Source organism: Kitasatospora sp. NPDC057518 (assembly GCF_042802075.1).
Classification (GTDB): Bacteria; Actinomycetota; Actinomycetes; order Streptomycetales; family Streptomycetaceae; genus Kitasatospora.
The window spans coordinates 1-14,560 of record NZ_JBHVEU010000229.1 but is presented as its reverse complement, the minus strand read 5'-3'; the positions used below and the strand labels follow the sequence as shown (position 1 = coordinate 14,560).

The window sequence follows — 14,560 nt, the reverse complement described above, 5'->3', positions numbered from 1 at the left end:
GACAGGGTGCGCGAGGTGCCGGGCGAGGGTCCGGGCGTGGGGTCAGGTCGCGTCGGCGGCGAGCCGGGGTTCGGCGGGGGCGGCGGGGGCGTCCTGGTCGGGCCAGCGGATCCGGGTGGCGCAGAGCGAGACGACGGCCGCCGAGGCGGCGACGGCGGCCATGCCCCAGAGCAGGCTGGTGGCGCCGGCGATGAAGCCGATCACGGCGGGGCCGGCCAGCAGGCCGGTGGTGCCCATGGCGGCGACCAGGGAGAGCGCGTCGGGGCCCTGCCGGGCGGCGGCGACGTAGACGCACGGGGTCACCGCGGCCACGCCGAGGCCGACGCAGGCGAACCCGAGCAGGGTCGGGACGACACCGCCGACCGCCAGGGCGAGGGCCAGTCCGAGGCCGGCCAGCAGGCTGCCGGTGCGCACGATCCGGCCGTCGCCGAAGCGGGTGCGCCAGCCGTCCGCGAAGATCCGGGCGCAGACCATCATCACCGAGACCACCGCGATGCCCATCGGGGCGAGTCCGGCGCCGGCCTGCACGTAGTCCTTGAGGTAGAGCGCCGACCAGTCGTTCATGGCGCCCTCGGTGACGGTGCCGAACACCATCGCCAGGCCCATCCAGAGGGTCACGACGGTCGGCAGCACGAAGCCGCGGCGCTCCTTCCGCTCCTCCGGCTCGGCGGCCGCGGCCGGGCCGTCCGTCAGCAGACCCGGCCGGGCGGCCATGACCAGCGCCGCGAGCAGCGCGGCGGCCACGCCGAAGTGCGCCGCCAGGGTGCCGGTGACGGAGGTGACGCCCGAGGCCAGCAGGGCGGCGAGCAGCGAGCCGGCGCTGAAGGTGGCGTGCAGCCGGGACATCGTGGTCCGCTCGAAGCGGGCCTCCAGCGCGGCGCCCTGCGCGTTCATCGCGACGTTCAGGGCGCCGACCGCGACGCCGTCGAAGAACAGCACCAGCAGCGTCACCGGGTAGTTCGGCACCACCGACAGCGCGAGCAGGACGACGCCGAGGGCGAGCGCGGACAGCACCGAGAGCAGGCGGGAGCCGAGCCGCCGCATCAGCACCGCGACCAGGGGGAAGGACACCGCCGCGCCGACCCCGCAGGTCATCAGCAGCAGGCCGATCTGGGCCTCGCCCAGGTCGAGCCTGGCCTTGAGCGCGGGCACCCGGGAGACCCAGGTCGCGTACTGGAATCCGAGGACGAAGAACAGTGCGCCGATGGCCACTTGGGACCGGCGGAAGTCGTCGCGAACGGGGGACATCGGTATCAGCCCACTTCGGCTCTGGAGTGCGGCCCGGGGGTCGGGTCGGTGGGGTGCGGCAGCGGCCGGGACGGGACGGGGTCCAGCGGCATCGCCATGTAGACCGCCCGGGTGCCGTAGCTCTCGGGCAGGTCGATCTCGGGCCGGGCGCGGTAGCCCAGCGTGGTCCACAGCACGTGCGAGCCGCGGACGGCGACCAGCGAGACGCTCCGGTAGCCGGCCGTCCGGGCGGTCTCCTCCAGGTGCCGCAGCATCCGCAGGGACAGGCCCCGGCCGCGCAGCTCCTCGGCGACGACCAGGTCGTGCGCGTGCATGTTGGTCGGCCGCTCGCCCGCGCCCGCGCCGTGTCCGTCCTCGCTGCGGGCGAGGTCCGGGCAGCGGAACAGCGGGTACGGCAGGGCGAGCAGGTACCCGCCCACGCTTCCCGCTCCGTCCTGGCCGCCCGGGTGCTCCAGCACGAAGCAGGTGTCCGGCGAGGCGCGGTGCCGGGACCGGAGCGCCTCGCGCCCCTCGGACAGGCCGCTGGCGGCGTAGGCGCGCTCCTCCAGCGCGACCACGGCGTCCCAGTCCTCCTCCCGGAGCAGCCGGATGCGCAGGTCGGTCGGAGCGTCGACGAGGGCGTCGGTCATGCGGTGCCTCCGTGGTGGTCCCGGCCGTCGCCGCCACCGATGCAGGTGTACGGCAGCGGCGCGAAGCCGTTGAACCCGCGGGTGGCGTAGGCCGTGGCGTACGCGCCGCAGGAGTGGATCCAGACCGGGTCGCCGGAGCGGACCGCGCGCGGGACGCGCACCCGGCCGCCGTCCTGGGCGTACGCGTCGTCGCTGTCGCAGGTCGGGCCGGCCACCACGGCGTTGACGAACTGGCCGCCCGGGTGGGCGGGGAACTCCAGCCGGTACTGGAGCTGGTCCATCTCGTACAGGCCGTTGAACTTGCCGCAGCTGAGGTAGAGCCAGTCCTCCCGGGTGCCGTCGAGGCGGTGGCGGGAGGTGAGCCGGGAGACGTGGGCGCGGATCGCGCCGTGGTCGGCGACCAGGTGGCGCCCGGGCTCCAGCAGGAACTCCAGCGGCCCGGCGTTGACGGCGCGCAGCCGTTCCATGCCCTCGCGGATCACCACGAACATCTTGTCCAGCGGCGGGTCGAGCGGGCGCCCGCCCCGGTCGAGGACGCCGAGGGCGGGCAGGCCGCCGCCGAGGTTGATCCGGGTCGGCGTGATCCCGCGCCAGTTGAGCGCCTCCAGCACGGCGGCCAGCGCGTCCACGGCGGCGGTCCAGGCCTCGGCGGTCATCTGCTGCGAGCCGACGTGCACCGACAGGCCGGACGGCACCAGCCCGGCGGTCCGGGCGGCGTCGAGCACCCGCACGGCGTCCTCGGGCGAGCAGCCGAACTTGTGGCTCAGGCCCCACAGGGCGCCTTCGCCGGTGGTCGCGATCCGGCAGAACACCCGGGCGCCGGGGGCGTGTTCGGCGATCGCCGCGACGTCCTCCAGGCTGTCGGTGGCGAAGTCCCGCACGCCCAGCCGGTAGGCCTCGGCGATGTTGCGGTCCGACTTGATGGTGTTGCCGTAGTGGATCAGCTCGGGCGGCACGCCGGTGCGCAGCGCCTGGGCGATCTCCTGCGGGCTCGCCGCGTCGAAGCCGGAGCCGAGCGCGGCGAGGTGCTCCATCACCTCGTCCACCGGGCAGGCCTTCATGGCGAACCGGACGGCCACGCCGGGCAGTTCGGCGCGGAGCGCGGCGTACTGGCGGCCGATGCCGTCGAGGTCGTAGATGATCCGGTCGTCGGTGCCGTCGGCGAGTGCGGCGCGCAGCGCGCCGCGGTCGTGTTCGTCGGCGCGGGGTGGTTCGGTGTGCAGCACGGAGACGGACGGGGCGCGGTGGGCGGGCGGGTGGCCGGCGGCTCGGGCGGTGGCGTGGCCGGCGGCCGTACTGGTCTTGCTGGTGGTCTGGCGTATCACGGTGAGCTCCCCGTCCGGCTAGCGCGGCGACCGGTCGGCGGGGGTGGCCTTGGCCGCCCGCACCAGCGGGCCCCACGCGTCGATCAGCGCTGCGAAGTCCTCGATGTCCGCCTGCGCCTCGTCGAGCAGGCGCGCCCGCAGGGGCGCCAACCGGTCCGCGAAGTCGGCGTACTTCCCGCCGAGCCGCCGGTAGCAGCGGTCGAGTTCGGCGAGCCTGCGGTGGTTCTCCGCGCGGTCCGTCGCGGCGCTGCGACGGGCGGAGTCGGCGATCGCCTCGGGGCGGACGCGGTGCTGCTCGTCCAGCAGGGCGCCGCCGGCGGTCTCCATGTCGGAGTAGACCGGGTAGAGGTAGAGCATGGAGAGCAGGAACTTGGCGTAGCGCAGCTGGTAGGCGGTGAAGCCGGGGCCGGTGCGGCGTTCCGGGGTGTAGTAGTTGACGATGTGGCGGTTGTGGGTGACGCCCGGCAGGGTCGCGTCACGCACCAGGTGGTGCAGGAAGTAGTCGCTGCCGATGGTGTCGGTGGCGGGCGGCAGCGGCACCCGTTCGTACACCTCGTGGTGGAGGCCGATGTTGCACATGTCGATGTGCCAGATGTCGGGCAGGTCGAGCACCGCGCGGTCGGCGGTGAACGGCTCGCTGCCGCCGCCGGTGAAGGAGTCGGCGACGAGTTCGCGCTTCTCCTGCTCGCTCGCCCCGGTGGGCGCCCAGAGCGCGACCACGTCGTGGTAGACCTCGGGGTCGAGTTCGCGGATCTCGCCGATGTCGACGGAGAGTTCGCCGACGAAGGAGGCGCCGACCAGCGCGACCGGCTTGTCCGCGTGCGCCGGGTCGAGGTGGTTCTCGGTGACGGCGGCGGCCGCGTCGGCGGCCTTCAGGCCGAGCGTGGCCAGCTCGTGCTCGATCGGGAACACCGGTTCGCCGTCGAGCAGTTGGTAGCTGCTGTCGGAGTCGCGGCGGTGCACCGACGCGCAGCCGAGCGCGGCGGCCAGCAGGAACGCCCGGTTGGTGCAGGCGCCGTAGGAGAGGGCGTCGGGCAGCATCAGGCGCAGCAGCCGGTCCGGGTCGGCCGCGCCGGAGCGCTCGACCGCCTCGCGCAGGAAGGCGCGTTGGGCGTCCTCGTCCAGGTGGTGGACGACCACGCCCTCGACGGCCGGCAGGGCGGCGAGGGCCTCGGCGTGCCGGGCGCGGGTCGCGGGGTCGGCGGAGTCCAGCACGAGCAGGTGCACCCGGACGCCGAACCGCCGTACGGCGTGGGCGGCTTCGGCTCCGATCGCGGTGATGGTGTCCGCGCACGCGCGGTTGGTGGGCAGGGTCAGGCAGACGTCGCGCATTCCCGCTCCCCCGTGTCCCCGCGTTCGTCGAACGGCTTGCCGCTCCAGGAGCGCAGGCCGAGCAGCTTCTCCCCCAGCTCGGTGAGTTCGGCGGTCCCGTAGCGCTGCGCCTCGGGCCGGTCGGCGTCGCCGACCAGCGTGCGGTTCCAGTCCGGCGTGCCGAGCGTGCGCCAGGACTCCACCCGGGAGCGGCGCAGCTTCTCGGACTCCTCCAGCGCGGGCATCATCGACAGGTACTGCACCGCGCGCACCCCGCCCGCGGAGGTGTTGGGCGCCACGCCGTGGGCGAGCAGGCCGTTCCAGATCAGCAGGTCACCGGCCTTCAACTCGGGCCGGACGACCGGGTACTCGGCGCGGTCGACGTCCGGGCGGATCGGGTCGCGGTCGGCCGGCTGGGCGGCCTGCCACTGGTTGAAGCGGCGGAACAGCTCCGGGTCGCACTGGAAGCCGCCGTGGTCGGGGGCGGTGTCGTTGAGCGCGATGATGCCCTGGACGCGCTGCGGCAGCACGCCCCGGGTGGTGTCGACGTCCCAGTGCAGCTCGATGTCGAAGCCGCGGTCGGTGGGCTCGATCAGCGCGCGGTCGCGGTTGCGGACGTTCGGCGGGTTGAGGTTGAGCCGGTCGAGGGTGACCCAGAGCTCCTCGCAGTCCCACACGTCGACGAAGGCGTCGTAGACGCGCTGCGCCTGGCGGCTGTCCCAGATGAGCTGGTGGTGGTAGGCCTCGACGAAGCCGTAGATGTGCAGGTGCCGGTCGAGTTCGTCGCGGTAGTCGCGCTCGCGGTACCAGTCCTCGGGGCGGTCCGGCGACAGGCCCTGGAACTCCCAGGCGAAGTCGAGCAGTCGGCGTGCGGCCTCGGCCGGGATCGCCTGCTTCACCACCACGTAGCCGTAGTCCTGCCAGAAGGCGTGGTCCTCCTCGGAGAGCACGCGCAGCGGGCGGGTCTTGCGGACCTCGCGCAGTGCGGTCGGGGCGAGGTAGCTCTCGGTGTCGGCGCTGAAGTAGGGGCGCTCCGACGCGGCCCGGTACAGGTATTCCCCCGCGGGTCCGTCGGAGTGTGGGGCAGGGCTCGGCATGGGCAGTCACTCCATGGTTCGTAGTCGACGCAGCGCTTCCTCGTACGCCAGGTGCGGGCACGGCGAGTCGGCGGCCGGTCACCGGCCGCAACGGGAATTCGAGCGCGGACCGGAAGGCCGTCCGCACACGGCCCTTCTCCCCTCGGCCCGCGGGCGCGGAACAGCGCCACGTCAGGGGGTCAACTCGTCCGTCCGGCAAGGCCGCTCACCCTGCATCAGCCATTGCCGAACCGCGCTCCCCATACGTTGGACTAGACCAACTAATGGTGTCAACCCTTTCCCGCGGGTTACCGATTGGGAAATCAACGCAGCTCACGGCGCCTCTCGGGGTTCGCTTTATGTTTCGGAGGCTGACATAAGCGCGGGTATGTTTCCGGAATTGACATAAGCGCGAACGGTGAACCGCCCGGGTCCGCCGTACGTTGGGCACATGGCACGCGCGTTGACGGCTCCCCCGTGGCTGACCGAGGGCCTGCGCCCCCGGTCCGCACCGGTCCCCTGGGCGGCGGCGGCCCGCGCCTCCGTCGCGCTCGCCGCCCCGCTCGCGGTGGGCACCGCCACCGGACGGCCCGGCTACGGCGCGCTGGTGTCGATGGGCGCGCTGTCCGGAGTCATCGGGGACACCGCCGACGCCTACCGGATGCGGGTGTTCAACATCGCCGTGCCCCAGCTGTTCGGCGCCCTCGGGATGCTGTTCGGCACCCTGGTGTTCGGCACCGGCTGGACAGCCGTCGTGACGGTGACCGTCGTCGCGCTGGTCTCCGGCATGATCTCCTCGATCGGCGCGGTCGCCTCCGTCTCCGGACTGCTCCTGCTGCTCAACGCGGTGGTCGGGGCCGGCCTGCCGCTGCCCTCCCCGTGGTGGCTGCCGCCCGCCCTGCTGCTGCTCGGCGGCCTGGTGGTGCTCACCCTGACCCTGCTCGCCTGGCCGCTGCGGCTGGGCGTCCCCGAGCGGGCGGTGGTGGCCGGCACCTACCGGGCGGCCGCCGACCTGCTGGCGGCCGCCGGCACACCGGAGTACGACGGCCGCCGCCACGCGCTCACCCAGTCGCTCAACCAGTCCTACGACCTGCTGCTCGCCCGGCGCGCCCGCCGGCACGGCCGCTCACCCACCCTGGCGCGGCTGCTCGCCCAGCTCAACGCGCTGATCCCGGTGGTCGAGGCGGCCCCCGCGGCCCAGCTGCGCCCGCCCGAGTTCGGCCCGCTGCCGGCCGACTACCCGGCCGCCGTCCGCGCGCTCGCCGACGCCGTCGAGCGGGACCGCGCCGGCCCGGCGCCGCCCCTCGCCCTGCCGAGCCCCGCCGGGCCGTCCACCCGCGCCCTGGTCGAGGCGATCGAGCACGCCGCCACCGTGGCGTACGAGGCCTCGCCCGACCCGTACGCCGCCGACGACCGGCTCGGCCGGCCGGCCCGCCTCGCGGTGCGGGCCCGGCGGGCGGCCAGGGCGCTGCTGCTGTCCGGCGCGTCCTGGCGGTACGGGCTGCGGCTGGCGCTGTGCATCGGGCTGGCGCAGGTGCTGGTCTCGGTGATCGCGGTGCCCCGCTCGTACTGGGTGGCGCTGACCGTGACCTTCGTGATGAAGCCCGACTTCGGCTCGGTGTTCTCCCGCGCGGTGCTGCGCGCGTTCGGCACCGCGGCCGGGCTGCTGATCGCCATCCCGGTCCTGGCCGAGGTACCGCACGGCTGGTGGGACGTCCCCGTGATGGCGGTGCTGGCGACGCTGATCCCGGTGCTCTCCGCCAAGGGGTACGCCTTCCAGACCGCGGCCATCACCCCGGTCATCCTGCTGCTCTCCGACCTGCTCAACCACCAGGGCTTCCACCTGGTGCTGCCCCGGCTCTACGACTCGCTGATCGGCTGCGGGATCTCCCTGCTGGCCGGCTACCTGCTGTGGCCGGAGTCCTGGCACACCCGGATCGGCGACCGCCTCGCCGACGCCGTCCAGGACACCGCCTCGTACGTCTCGCTGGCCTTCGCCACCGGCCCCGGACCGGACGAACCGGCCGCCCGCGCCCGCTACCGGCGGCGGCTCTACCGGGACCTGTCCGCCGTGCGCAGCGAGTTCCAGCGGGCCCTCACCGAGCCGCCGCCGGTCGGGGCCCGGGCGCGGGCGTGGTGGCCGGTGGTGATCGCGGTCGAGCGGATCGTGGACACCACCACCGCCACCCGGGTGCGGATCGAGCACGGCGCGCCGGTGCCGACCACCGCCGAGGTCGCCGCCGTCACCCGGGAGCTGGCCGACCTGGCCGAGGCGCTGCGCACCGGCGAGCGGCTGCCGGAGGCGCGGCCGGACGCGCTGTCGCCGGACTGCGCGCTCGCCCGGCTGCACCACGAGGTGCGCGCGGCCCGGGCGGTGGCGGCGCCGCTGCCCTGAGCGTCACCGCCCGGAACGTGTCACCGCCCGGAACGCCGGGGTCCTGAGCGCCGGGGTCCTTAGCGCCGGGGTCCTTAGCGCCGGGGTCTTGGGCGCCGCCACTCCGAACGCCGCTGTCGCCGAACGGCCGACCGGGCCCCGGACCGGCCCGCTCAGTCCCGGACCGGCCCGCTCGTCCTGGATCCGCCGCCAGGGCCGGTCCGCCTCCAGCGCGAAGGCCAGCTCCAGCAGCAGCCGCTCCTGCCCGTGCGCCGCCGACAGGTGCACCCCGACCGGCAGCCCGCCGGGCGCGGAGCCCGCCGGCAGGGCGATGCCCGGGCCGCCGGCCACGTTGTTGACCGGGGTGAAGGCCACGTAGCGCGTCAGCCGGTCCATCAGCTCGTCGAAGTCCACGTTCGGGCTCAGGTGCCCGATCGGCGGGGTGGTGTGGGCGAGCACCGGGGAGAGGATCACGTCGTGGGTGCGGAAGATCCGCGCGTACACGCCCTCGGCCCGGCGCAGCCGCCGCAGCACGCCGGGGGTCCGCGGGAACTCGGCCTGGAACCGGCGGCGCAGCCCGGTGGTCAGGCCGTCCAGCCTCCCGGCCCGGAAGCCCGGGTCGATCAGCAGCCGGCCGGTGGCCGCGACGGCCCAGGCGATGTAGCCCCAGTAGCTGACGAAGTCGCGGGAGAACTCCTCGCCGAAGGGCAGTGCGGCGGGCTCGACCAGGTGGCCCATCGCCTCCAGCCGGGCGGCGGTCTCCTCGACCACCCGCCGGGTCGGCCCGTCGGTCCTGGCGGTCGGCGAGTCCACCACCAGGCCGATCCGCAGCCGCCGCTCGCCGGGCCCTTCGACCAGGCCGAGCGGGGGCAGCGCGGGGTTGCTCCGGTGCCGCTCGGCGGCGGCGAGGAAGGCGGCGGTGTCGCGCACCGAGCGGGTCAGCACGCCGTCGGTGACCAGGTCGATCGGCAGTTTGCCGCTCTGGGCGTTGGTGACCAGCCGGCCCCGGGTGGGCTTGAGGCCGACCAGCCCGCAGCAGGCCGCCGGGATGCGGATCGAGCCGCCGCCGTCGTTGGCGTGGGCGATCGGCACCACGCCGGAGGCCACCAGGGCGGCCGCGCCGCCCGAGGAGGCGCCGGCCGAGTGCGAGGGCTTCCACGGGTTGCGCACCGGCTGGGCGGTGGCGAACTCGGTGGAGGCGTTGAGGCCGAACTCGGGCAGCCGGGTCTTGCCGAGGACGGCCAGACCGGTGGCGAGGAACTGGTCGGTGAAGCGCGCGTTGCGGCGGGCCGGGCGGGCGGGGAAGGCCTCGCTGCCCATCCCGGTCGGCAGGCCGCGCAGGTCCACGTTGTCCTTGAGGTAGGTCGGCACGCCCCAGAGCGGACCGCCGATGCCCTCCCGGCTGATCCGCGGCCTGTCGTACGAAGCGTGGGCGACGGGCAGCAGCGCGCCGTCCACCCGGGCGGCCCGGTCGACGGCCGCGCCGACCAGCTCCCGGGGGTTGACCGTACCGGCCCGGACCAGCGCGGCGAGCGCCACCGCGTCGTGGGCGCCCAGGGCGTCGTCGGCGAACGCGTGGACCCGCTCGTCGGTCATCCGAACCCCCCACTCCCCGCCGGACGTTCCGCCGTCCGACCATCGCACCGGCTGCTCGTACCTGCCCGGTTCTACTGGCCGGTAATCTCACTGGGCTCCGAGTGTAGGCCCACCCGGCGACGCCCTGCGGCCCGGGGCGCCCGCTCACGGGCGGACGAGCCGTCATGATCCCGAGGGCGCACGATCGTTCGCCCCGCGCCCCCGCGTTCACCCCGTCCGCCGGTCCACGATCGTTTCGCCGCACACCGCCGGGAAAGATCACGTTCGCGATTCGTCCCGGTCCTCCCGCCCCAACCAAGGTGACGCCCGTGCCGACCCCGTTCTTCCCGACCACCCGGTTCACCGCGGCCACCGCCCCCGGCGGCCTCCCGCTGCTCGGCCACGCCCCCGCCCTCCTCCACCACCCCCACGAGTTCGTCGCCGGCCTGCCCGCCCACGGCGACCTCGTCCGGCTGCGGCTCGGCCCGCTCCGCGCGTACGTGGTCTGCCACCCCGAGCTGGTCCGCCGGATGCTCACCGACGACCAGACCTTCGACAAGGGCGGGCCCCTCCTCGACAAGGCCCGGGAGGTCCTCGGCAACGGCCTCGCCACCTGCCCCGCCGCCGCCCACCGGCGCCAACGGCGCATGCTCCAGCCCGCGTTCCACCGCGACCGGCTGCCCGGCTACGCCGCGCTGATGATCGAGGAGATCGCCGGCGCCACCGCCCGCTGGCACGACGGCGACGTGATCGACGTCCCCGCCGCGATGTACCGGCTCTCCACCGCCGTCACCGCCCGCTGCCTGTTCGCCGCGCACGAGCGGGCCGGCTCGCTGCCGGTGCACCGGAGCATGGACGTGGTGACCCGCGGCGTCGGCCGGCGGCTGATGCTGCCGCTGCCCGGTGCCGACCGCCTCCCCACCCCCGGCAACCGCCGCTTCCGCCGCGCCCAGCAGGACCTGCGGGAGATCACCCGGCGGCTGATCGCCGAACACCGCGCCACCGGCACCGACCGGCACGACCTGCTCTCCACGCTCCTCGCCGCCACGGACGAGGACGGCCGGGGCCTGTCCGACACCGAGGTCCACGAGCAGGTGGTCACCTTCCTGCTGGCCGGCATGGAGACCACCGCCGCCACCCTCTCCTGGGCCTGGACACTGCTCGCCGCCAACCCGGCCGTCCGGACCCGCCTGCACGCCGAGCTCGACACCGTCCTGGACGGCCGGCCCGCCCGCCACGAGGACCTGCCCTCCCTGCCGCTCACCGCCCGGATCGTCAGCGAGACCCTGCGGCTCTACCCGCCGCCGTGGATCCTCAGCCGCACCGCCACCACCGACACCGAGCTCGGCGGCCACCGCGTCCCGGCCGGCGCCACCCTGCTGTACAGCCCGTACCTGCTGCACCGCCGGCCCGACCTGTTCCCCCGCCCCGACCGCTTCGACCCCGACCGCTGGCTCACCACCGCCCGCCCCGCCCCCGGCACCTACGCGCCCTTCGGCCTCGGCGCCCGCCGCTGCATCGGCGACGCCTTCGGCACCACCGAGGCCGTCCTCGCCATCGCCACCATCGCCGCCCGCTGGACCATCGCCCCCACCCCCGGACGGCCCGTCCGCCCCGTCCGCGGCTCCTCCCTCGTGCCCCGGCCCTTCACCGCGACGCTGACCCGCCGGGTCCGCTGACCGGATCCCCACCGGGCTTCGGTACTGTCCCGGCAGGGCCGGCCGCACGGGCGCCGGCCGCGGACCACACCGCTCGACCGGGACACCACCAGACCATGAACGCACCCACCCCATCGGGGCTCCTGACCGGGCTGCTCCGCGCCGTCCGGACGTACCCGCGCCGCTCGCCGCTGACCTTCGGCTACGTCCTCCTGCTCCTGCTCGGGAACGTCTGGGTCGGGAACCTGCTCGCCGAGGACCGGGCGGACGCACTCCGCGACCACATCAGCACCAACCTCGACAACCTCCACGACCACCCGGTCACCGCCCTGTTCGGCAGCGCGCTGCTGTTCGACGGCACCCTCACCGAGGTCCTCTCCACCGGCTTCGGCGGCACCCTGATCACCCTCGGCCTCGGCATCGGCTGCTGCCTCGCCTGGACCGAGCACCGCTTCGGCAGCCCGCGCGCCGCCGCCGTCCTCCTCGGCGGGCACATCGGCGCCACCCTGCTCACCGCCGCGGTGATCGTGTTCGCCCTGCGGCACGGCTGGTACCCGGAGAGCGTGCGCCAGGCCTCGGACTACGGCATCAGCTACGGCGCCCAGACCGTCCTCGCCCTCGCCGTCCTCGCCCTGCCCCGCTGGGCCCGGCTGCCCTGGGCCGCCTTCGTCCTCGCCTGGCCGCTCTCCGGCGACGGCGAATGGCCCGGTCCCCTCCCGCCCTTCACCACCGTCGGCCACCTGTTCTCCGCCGCCCTCGGCTTCGCCCTGGCCGCCGCCGTGGCCCTCACCGCCGCCCGCCGCCGGCGCGCCGAAACCCTTGCCCCGGCGCCGGCCGACCGGTGATCATGCCCGGATGACCAGGAGCGCGAAGACCCCCTTCCACAGCCCCCGTTCCTTCCAGCTCTGGCACTACGGCATCGGCCACAAGGAACTGGTGCTGCGCAGCCAGGCGGGCGGGCAGGAGCCGGAGACCCTCGACATCGTCTTCGAGACGGTGCGGGCGATGAAGCTCCACACCCACTACCCCACGCTGACGATCCGTTCCGCCACCCCCGAGGAGCGCAGGAGCATCCGGGAGTTCTCCGACGGCGGCCCGGGTGAGCTCTCCGGCGCGGGGCACTACTACCTGGTCCTGGAGTCGGAGCGGGATCCGGCCTTCGTGGTGTGCCGCCGGGTCGAGGCCTACGCCCGGCCCGGTGCGGAGGCCGACTACCGCATCACGGCGTCGACCGGGCGCCTGGTCTGGGCCGGCAGCCGGGCCTGAACCCGGGCCCGGGCCCGGCTCTGAACCTGGACCCGAGCCCGAGCGCGAGCCCGCCTCAGCCCGGCGGGCGCCGGTCGGCGGCGATCGCGGTGAGCAGCCGCTCGATCTCCGCCAGCCGGCGCCGCAGGTCCTCGACGTCGGCGCGGGTGGCGCTCTGCTCGCCGTGCTTGAGGGCCACCAGCAGCTGCCCGTCCGGCTCCAGCCGGGCGCGGGCGACGTCGCCGACCTTGTCGCCGTTCTGGATCCGGATGGCGTGCTCCAGCTCGGACGGGCGCAGCGCCAGGCTGTGCAGCGCGCCCTCGACCAGCTTGCCGTCCTTCACCACGGTGGTGGGCCTGCCCTCCAGGAGCCGGGCGGCCTTCGGGTCGCGGGCGAGCCAGCGGGTGACGCCGGCGTTCACCGCAACCAGCGTGACCGCCCCGATCGCGCCGCCGAGCAGGCTGTTGTCGTTGCCGATGATGGCGTTCTGCACCACGTTGGAGAGCAGGAAGACGACCACCATGTCGAAGGTGTTCAGCCCCGCCAGCCCGCGTTTCCCGGCCAGCCGGAACAGCACCAGGATCAGCACGTAGACGGCGACCGTACGGAGGACCTTCTCCACGATCGGAATCTGGACGGCCATCAGGTCGTGCCACACTGCCCCGCTCCTCCCGCTCGACCACAAGCGAACGGGGCAGACGCTACGCCACGGTCACCGCTTGGGCCTGCCGCGCCGGGCCGCCGCGCCCCGCCCGCCGGCCTTGGCACCCCCGGCCTTCGGCGCCCCCGCGCGCTGTCCGCCGGACTTCTGCCCGCCCGCCTTCTGGCCACCCGCCTTCTGCGCGCCGCCCTTCTGCCCGCCGGACTTCTGCGGCTGCGGCTTGCCCCGGCCGGCCGCCGCCTTCTTCGGCTGCGCCTCGGGCGCCGCCTGCCCGGCCCCGCGCCCGCGCGAGCTGTTGACCGTACGGCCGCGGACGATCCCGATGAACTCCTCCACCAGGTCCGTCGTCCGCTCCTGCGGCCAGGCCAGCGCCACCTGGGACTGCGGCGCCTCCACCACCGGCCGGTAGGTGAGGTCCCGGCGGTGGTGCAGCCGGGCCAGCGACTGCGGCACCAGGAGCACGCCGACGTTCGCGGCGACCAGCTCGATCGCGTCCTCCGTGCTGTCCGGACGCGCGATGGCGGGCCGCCCGGGCAGGGTGTCGGCGGTGAAGCCGAGGGTGTCGTCGAGCGGGTGGAAGACCACCTCCTCGGCCAGGTCGTCCAGCGCGACCTCCTCGGCGGCGGCGAGCCAGTGGTCCTTGGGGAAGACCACGACGGTGGTCTCGCTGTAGAGCGGGATCGCGCTCAGCACGTCCTTGTCGACCGGCAGCCGGACCAGCCCGGCGTCCGCGCCGCCCTCGCGCAGCGTGCGCTCGCCGTCGCCGAACGGGACCGCGAGGAGGTCCAGCGGCACGTCCGGGAGCCGCTCGCTCCAGACCCGGACCCATTTGCCGGGGGTCACGCCCGGGACGTACACGAGCCGGAAGGACGGGTTCACCTGCATGTCTGTCACAAGGCAAGGCTACCGACCGTGACCGGGAGCGCCCGCGCACTCCCTTACCCTTGTCACCATGACATCGCTCAAGCAGAAGACCAGCCAGACCATGAAGCCGGCCACCGCGGCCAAGAAGCTGGGGATCTACCTCGACGCGGCGCCGACCGGCTTCCAGGAGGGCGTGGTCTCCCGCGAGGAGCTCAGCGCGCTGCAGGCCGAGCCGCCGCAGTGGCTCCAGGACCTGCGCAAGAACGGCCCGCACCCGCGCCCGGTGGTCGCCGCCAAGCTCGGCATCTCCATCTCCGGCCTGGCCCGCGGCGGCGTGACCGAGGCGCTCACCACCGAGCAGATCGAGGCGGTCAAGGCCGAGAACCCGCTCTGGCTCCAGCACGAGCGCGCCAACCAGGTGGACGTCCGCAAGGAGACCGCCCGGATCAAGGAGAAGCACGAGAAGGAGGCCGCCGCCCAGGCCGCCAAGGAGGGCAAGGCCGCCAAGGCCAGCTGACCCGTCCTCCCCCGCCCGGCACGGCGGCGCCCCGGCGCCGGTTGCCGGGCCCCCGCGCGACGACGGTGCCGGCGTCC

At 74.7% G+C, this 14,560-nt stretch carries 13 protein-coding genes; 5 read left to right on the top strand and 8 right to left on the bottom strand.

Going from position 1 to position 14,560, the window contains the following annotated elements; genetic code table 11:
• Positions 1–42: 42 nt before the first annotated feature.
• The 5 genes from ACFU7Z_RS23010 to ACFU7Z_RS22990 all read right to left on the bottom strand — a co-directional run bounded on the left by ACFU7Z_RS23010 (position 43) and on the right by ACFU7Z_RS22990 (position 5,610).
• Complete coding sequence (locus ACFU7Z_RS23010; protein ID WP_380779307.1) at positions 43–1,248, bottom strand: MFS transporter; 1,206 nt, start codon at positions 1,246–1,248, stop codon at positions 43–45.
• Positions 1,249–1,253: 5 nt separating this feature from the next.
• The gene (locus ACFU7Z_RS23005) at positions 1,254–1,877 is read right to left on the bottom strand and encodes a GNAT family N-acetyltransferase (protein WP_380779305.1); all 624 of its coding nucleotides are present in this window, start codon (positions 1,875–1,877) and stop codon (positions 1,254–1,256) included.
• Complete coding sequence (locus ACFU7Z_RS23000) at positions 1,874–3,100, bottom strand: type III PLP-dependent enzyme (RefSeq protein ID WP_375875365.1); 1,227 nt, start codon at positions 3,098–3,100, stop codon at positions 1,874–1,876. Before ACFU7Z_RS23000 ends, ACFU7Z_RS23005 begins: the two co-directional genes overlap by 4 nt.
• A gap of 120 nt (positions 3,101–3,220) precedes the next feature.
• On the bottom strand, positions 3,221–4,534 hold the full coding sequence (locus tag ACFU7Z_RS22995) for a DUF6271 family protein (protein ID WP_380779303.1): 1,314 nt from the start codon (positions 4,532–4,534) through the stop codon (positions 3,221–3,223).
• The gene (locus ACFU7Z_RS22990) at positions 4,516–5,610 is read right to left on the bottom strand and encodes a phytanoyl-CoA dioxygenase family protein (protein WP_380779301.1); all 1,095 of its coding nucleotides are present in this window, start codon (positions 5,608–5,610) and stop codon (positions 4,516–4,518) included. Before ACFU7Z_RS22990 ends, ACFU7Z_RS22995 begins: the two co-directional genes overlap by 19 nt.
• 430 nt (positions 5,611–6,040) lie before the next feature.
• On the opposite strand from ACFU7Z_RS22990, the gene ACFU7Z_RS22985 reads away from it, so the two are divergent.
• Positions 6,041–7,984: an FUSC family protein gene (locus tag ACFU7Z_RS22985; protein ID WP_375875297.1), complete on the top strand. Its 1,944-nt coding sequence runs from the start codon at positions 6,041–6,043 to the stop codon at positions 7,982–7,984.
• 3 nt (positions 7,985–7,987) lie between these two features.
• On the opposite strand, the gene ACFU7Z_RS22980 is transcribed toward ACFU7Z_RS22985, so the two are convergent.
• Positions 7,988–9,559: an amidase gene (locus tag ACFU7Z_RS22980; RefSeq protein ID WP_380779298.1), complete on the bottom strand. Its 1,572-nt coding sequence runs from the start codon at positions 9,557–9,559 to the stop codon at positions 7,988–7,990.
• A 308-nt stretch (positions 9,560–9,867) separates the two neighbouring features.
• Between ACFU7Z_RS22980 and ACFU7Z_RS22975 the strand changes: the two genes are divergently transcribed.
• From ACFU7Z_RS22975 to ACFU7Z_RS22965, 3 genes are all read left to right on the top strand, one after another.
• Positions 9,868–11,217 carry a cytochrome P450 gene (locus ACFU7Z_RS22975; protein ID WP_380779295.1) on the top strand — a complete coding sequence of 450 codons (1,350 nt, stop codon included), beginning with the start codon at positions 9,868–9,870 and terminating at the stop codon, positions 11,215–11,217.
• A gap of 95 nt (positions 11,218–11,312) precedes the next feature.
• On the top strand, positions 11,313–12,041 hold the full coding sequence (locus ACFU7Z_RS22970) for a rhomboid-like protein (protein WP_380779291.1): 729 nt from the start codon (positions 11,313–11,315) through the stop codon (positions 12,039–12,041).
• A 10-nt stretch (positions 12,042–12,051) separates the two neighbouring features.
• On the top strand, positions 12,052–12,462 hold the full coding sequence (locus ACFU7Z_RS22965) for a hypothetical protein (RefSeq protein WP_380779289.1): 411 nt from the start codon (positions 12,052–12,054) through the stop codon (positions 12,460–12,462).
• A 55-nt stretch (positions 12,463–12,517) separates the two neighbouring features.
• Here the strand turns inward: ACFU7Z_RS22965 and ACFU7Z_RS22960 are convergent, their stop codons facing one another.
• Entirely contained in the window at positions 12,518–13,099 is a 582-nt protein-coding gene (locus ACFU7Z_RS22960) for a DUF421 domain-containing protein (protein ID WP_049657336.1), read from the bottom strand.
• 54 nt (positions 13,100–13,153) lie between these two features.
• Positions 13,154–13,987 carry a LysR family substrate-binding domain-containing protein gene (locus ACFU7Z_RS22955; RefSeq protein ID WP_181970875.1) on the bottom strand — a complete coding sequence of 278 codons (834 nt, stop codon included), beginning with the start codon at positions 13,985–13,987 and terminating at the stop codon, positions 13,154–13,156.
• 67 nt (positions 13,988–14,054) lie between these two features.
• On the opposite strand from ACFU7Z_RS22955, the gene ACFU7Z_RS22950 reads away from it, so the two are divergent.
• A complete protein-coding gene (locus ACFU7Z_RS22950) occupies positions 14,055–14,483 on the top strand; it encodes a DUF5997 family protein (RefSeq protein WP_049657333.1) in 429 nt (142 codons plus the stop codon).
• The last annotated feature ends 77 nt before the right edge of the window (positions 14,484–14,560 follow it).

Coding starts and splice junctions, on each gene's coding strand:
- ACFU7Z_RS23010 (WP_380779307.1), bottom strand. CDS start 1,248: ATGTCCCCCGTTCGCGACGACTTCCGCCGGTCCCAAGTGGCCATCGGC.
- ACFU7Z_RS23005 (WP_380779305.1), bottom strand. CDS start 1,877: ATGACCGACGCCCTCGTCGACGCTCCGACCGACCTGCGCATCCGGCTG.
- ACFU7Z_RS22995 (WP_380779303.1), bottom strand. CDS start 4,534: ATGCGCGACGTCTGCCTGACCCTGCCCACCAACCGCGCGTGCGCGGAC.
- ACFU7Z_RS22990 (WP_380779301.1), bottom strand. CDS start 5,610: ATGCCGAGCCCTGCCCCACACTCCGACGGACCCGCGGGGGAATACCTG.
- ACFU7Z_RS22985 (WP_375875297.1), top strand. CDS start 6,041: ATGGCACGCGCGTTGACGGCTCCCCCGTGGCTGACCGAGGGCCTGCGC.
- ACFU7Z_RS22980 (WP_380779298.1), bottom strand. CDS start 9,559: ATGACCGACGAGCGGGTCCACGCGTTCGCCGACGACGCCCTGGGCGCC.
- ACFU7Z_RS22970 (WP_380779291.1), top strand. CDS start 11,313: ATGAACGCACCCACCCCATCGGGGCTCCTGACCGGGCTGCTCCGCGCC.
- ACFU7Z_RS22965 (WP_380779289.1), top strand. CDS start 12,052: ATGACCAGGAGCGCGAAGACCCCCTTCCACAGCCCCCGTTCCTTCCAG.
- ACFU7Z_RS22955 (WP_181970875.1), bottom strand. CDS start 13,987: ATGCAGGTGAACCCGTCCTTCCGGCTCGTGTACGTCCCGGGCGTGACC.
- ACFU7Z_RS22950 (WP_049657333.1), top strand. CDS start 14,055: ATGACATCGCTCAAGCAGAAGACCAGCCAGACCATGAAGCCGGCCACC.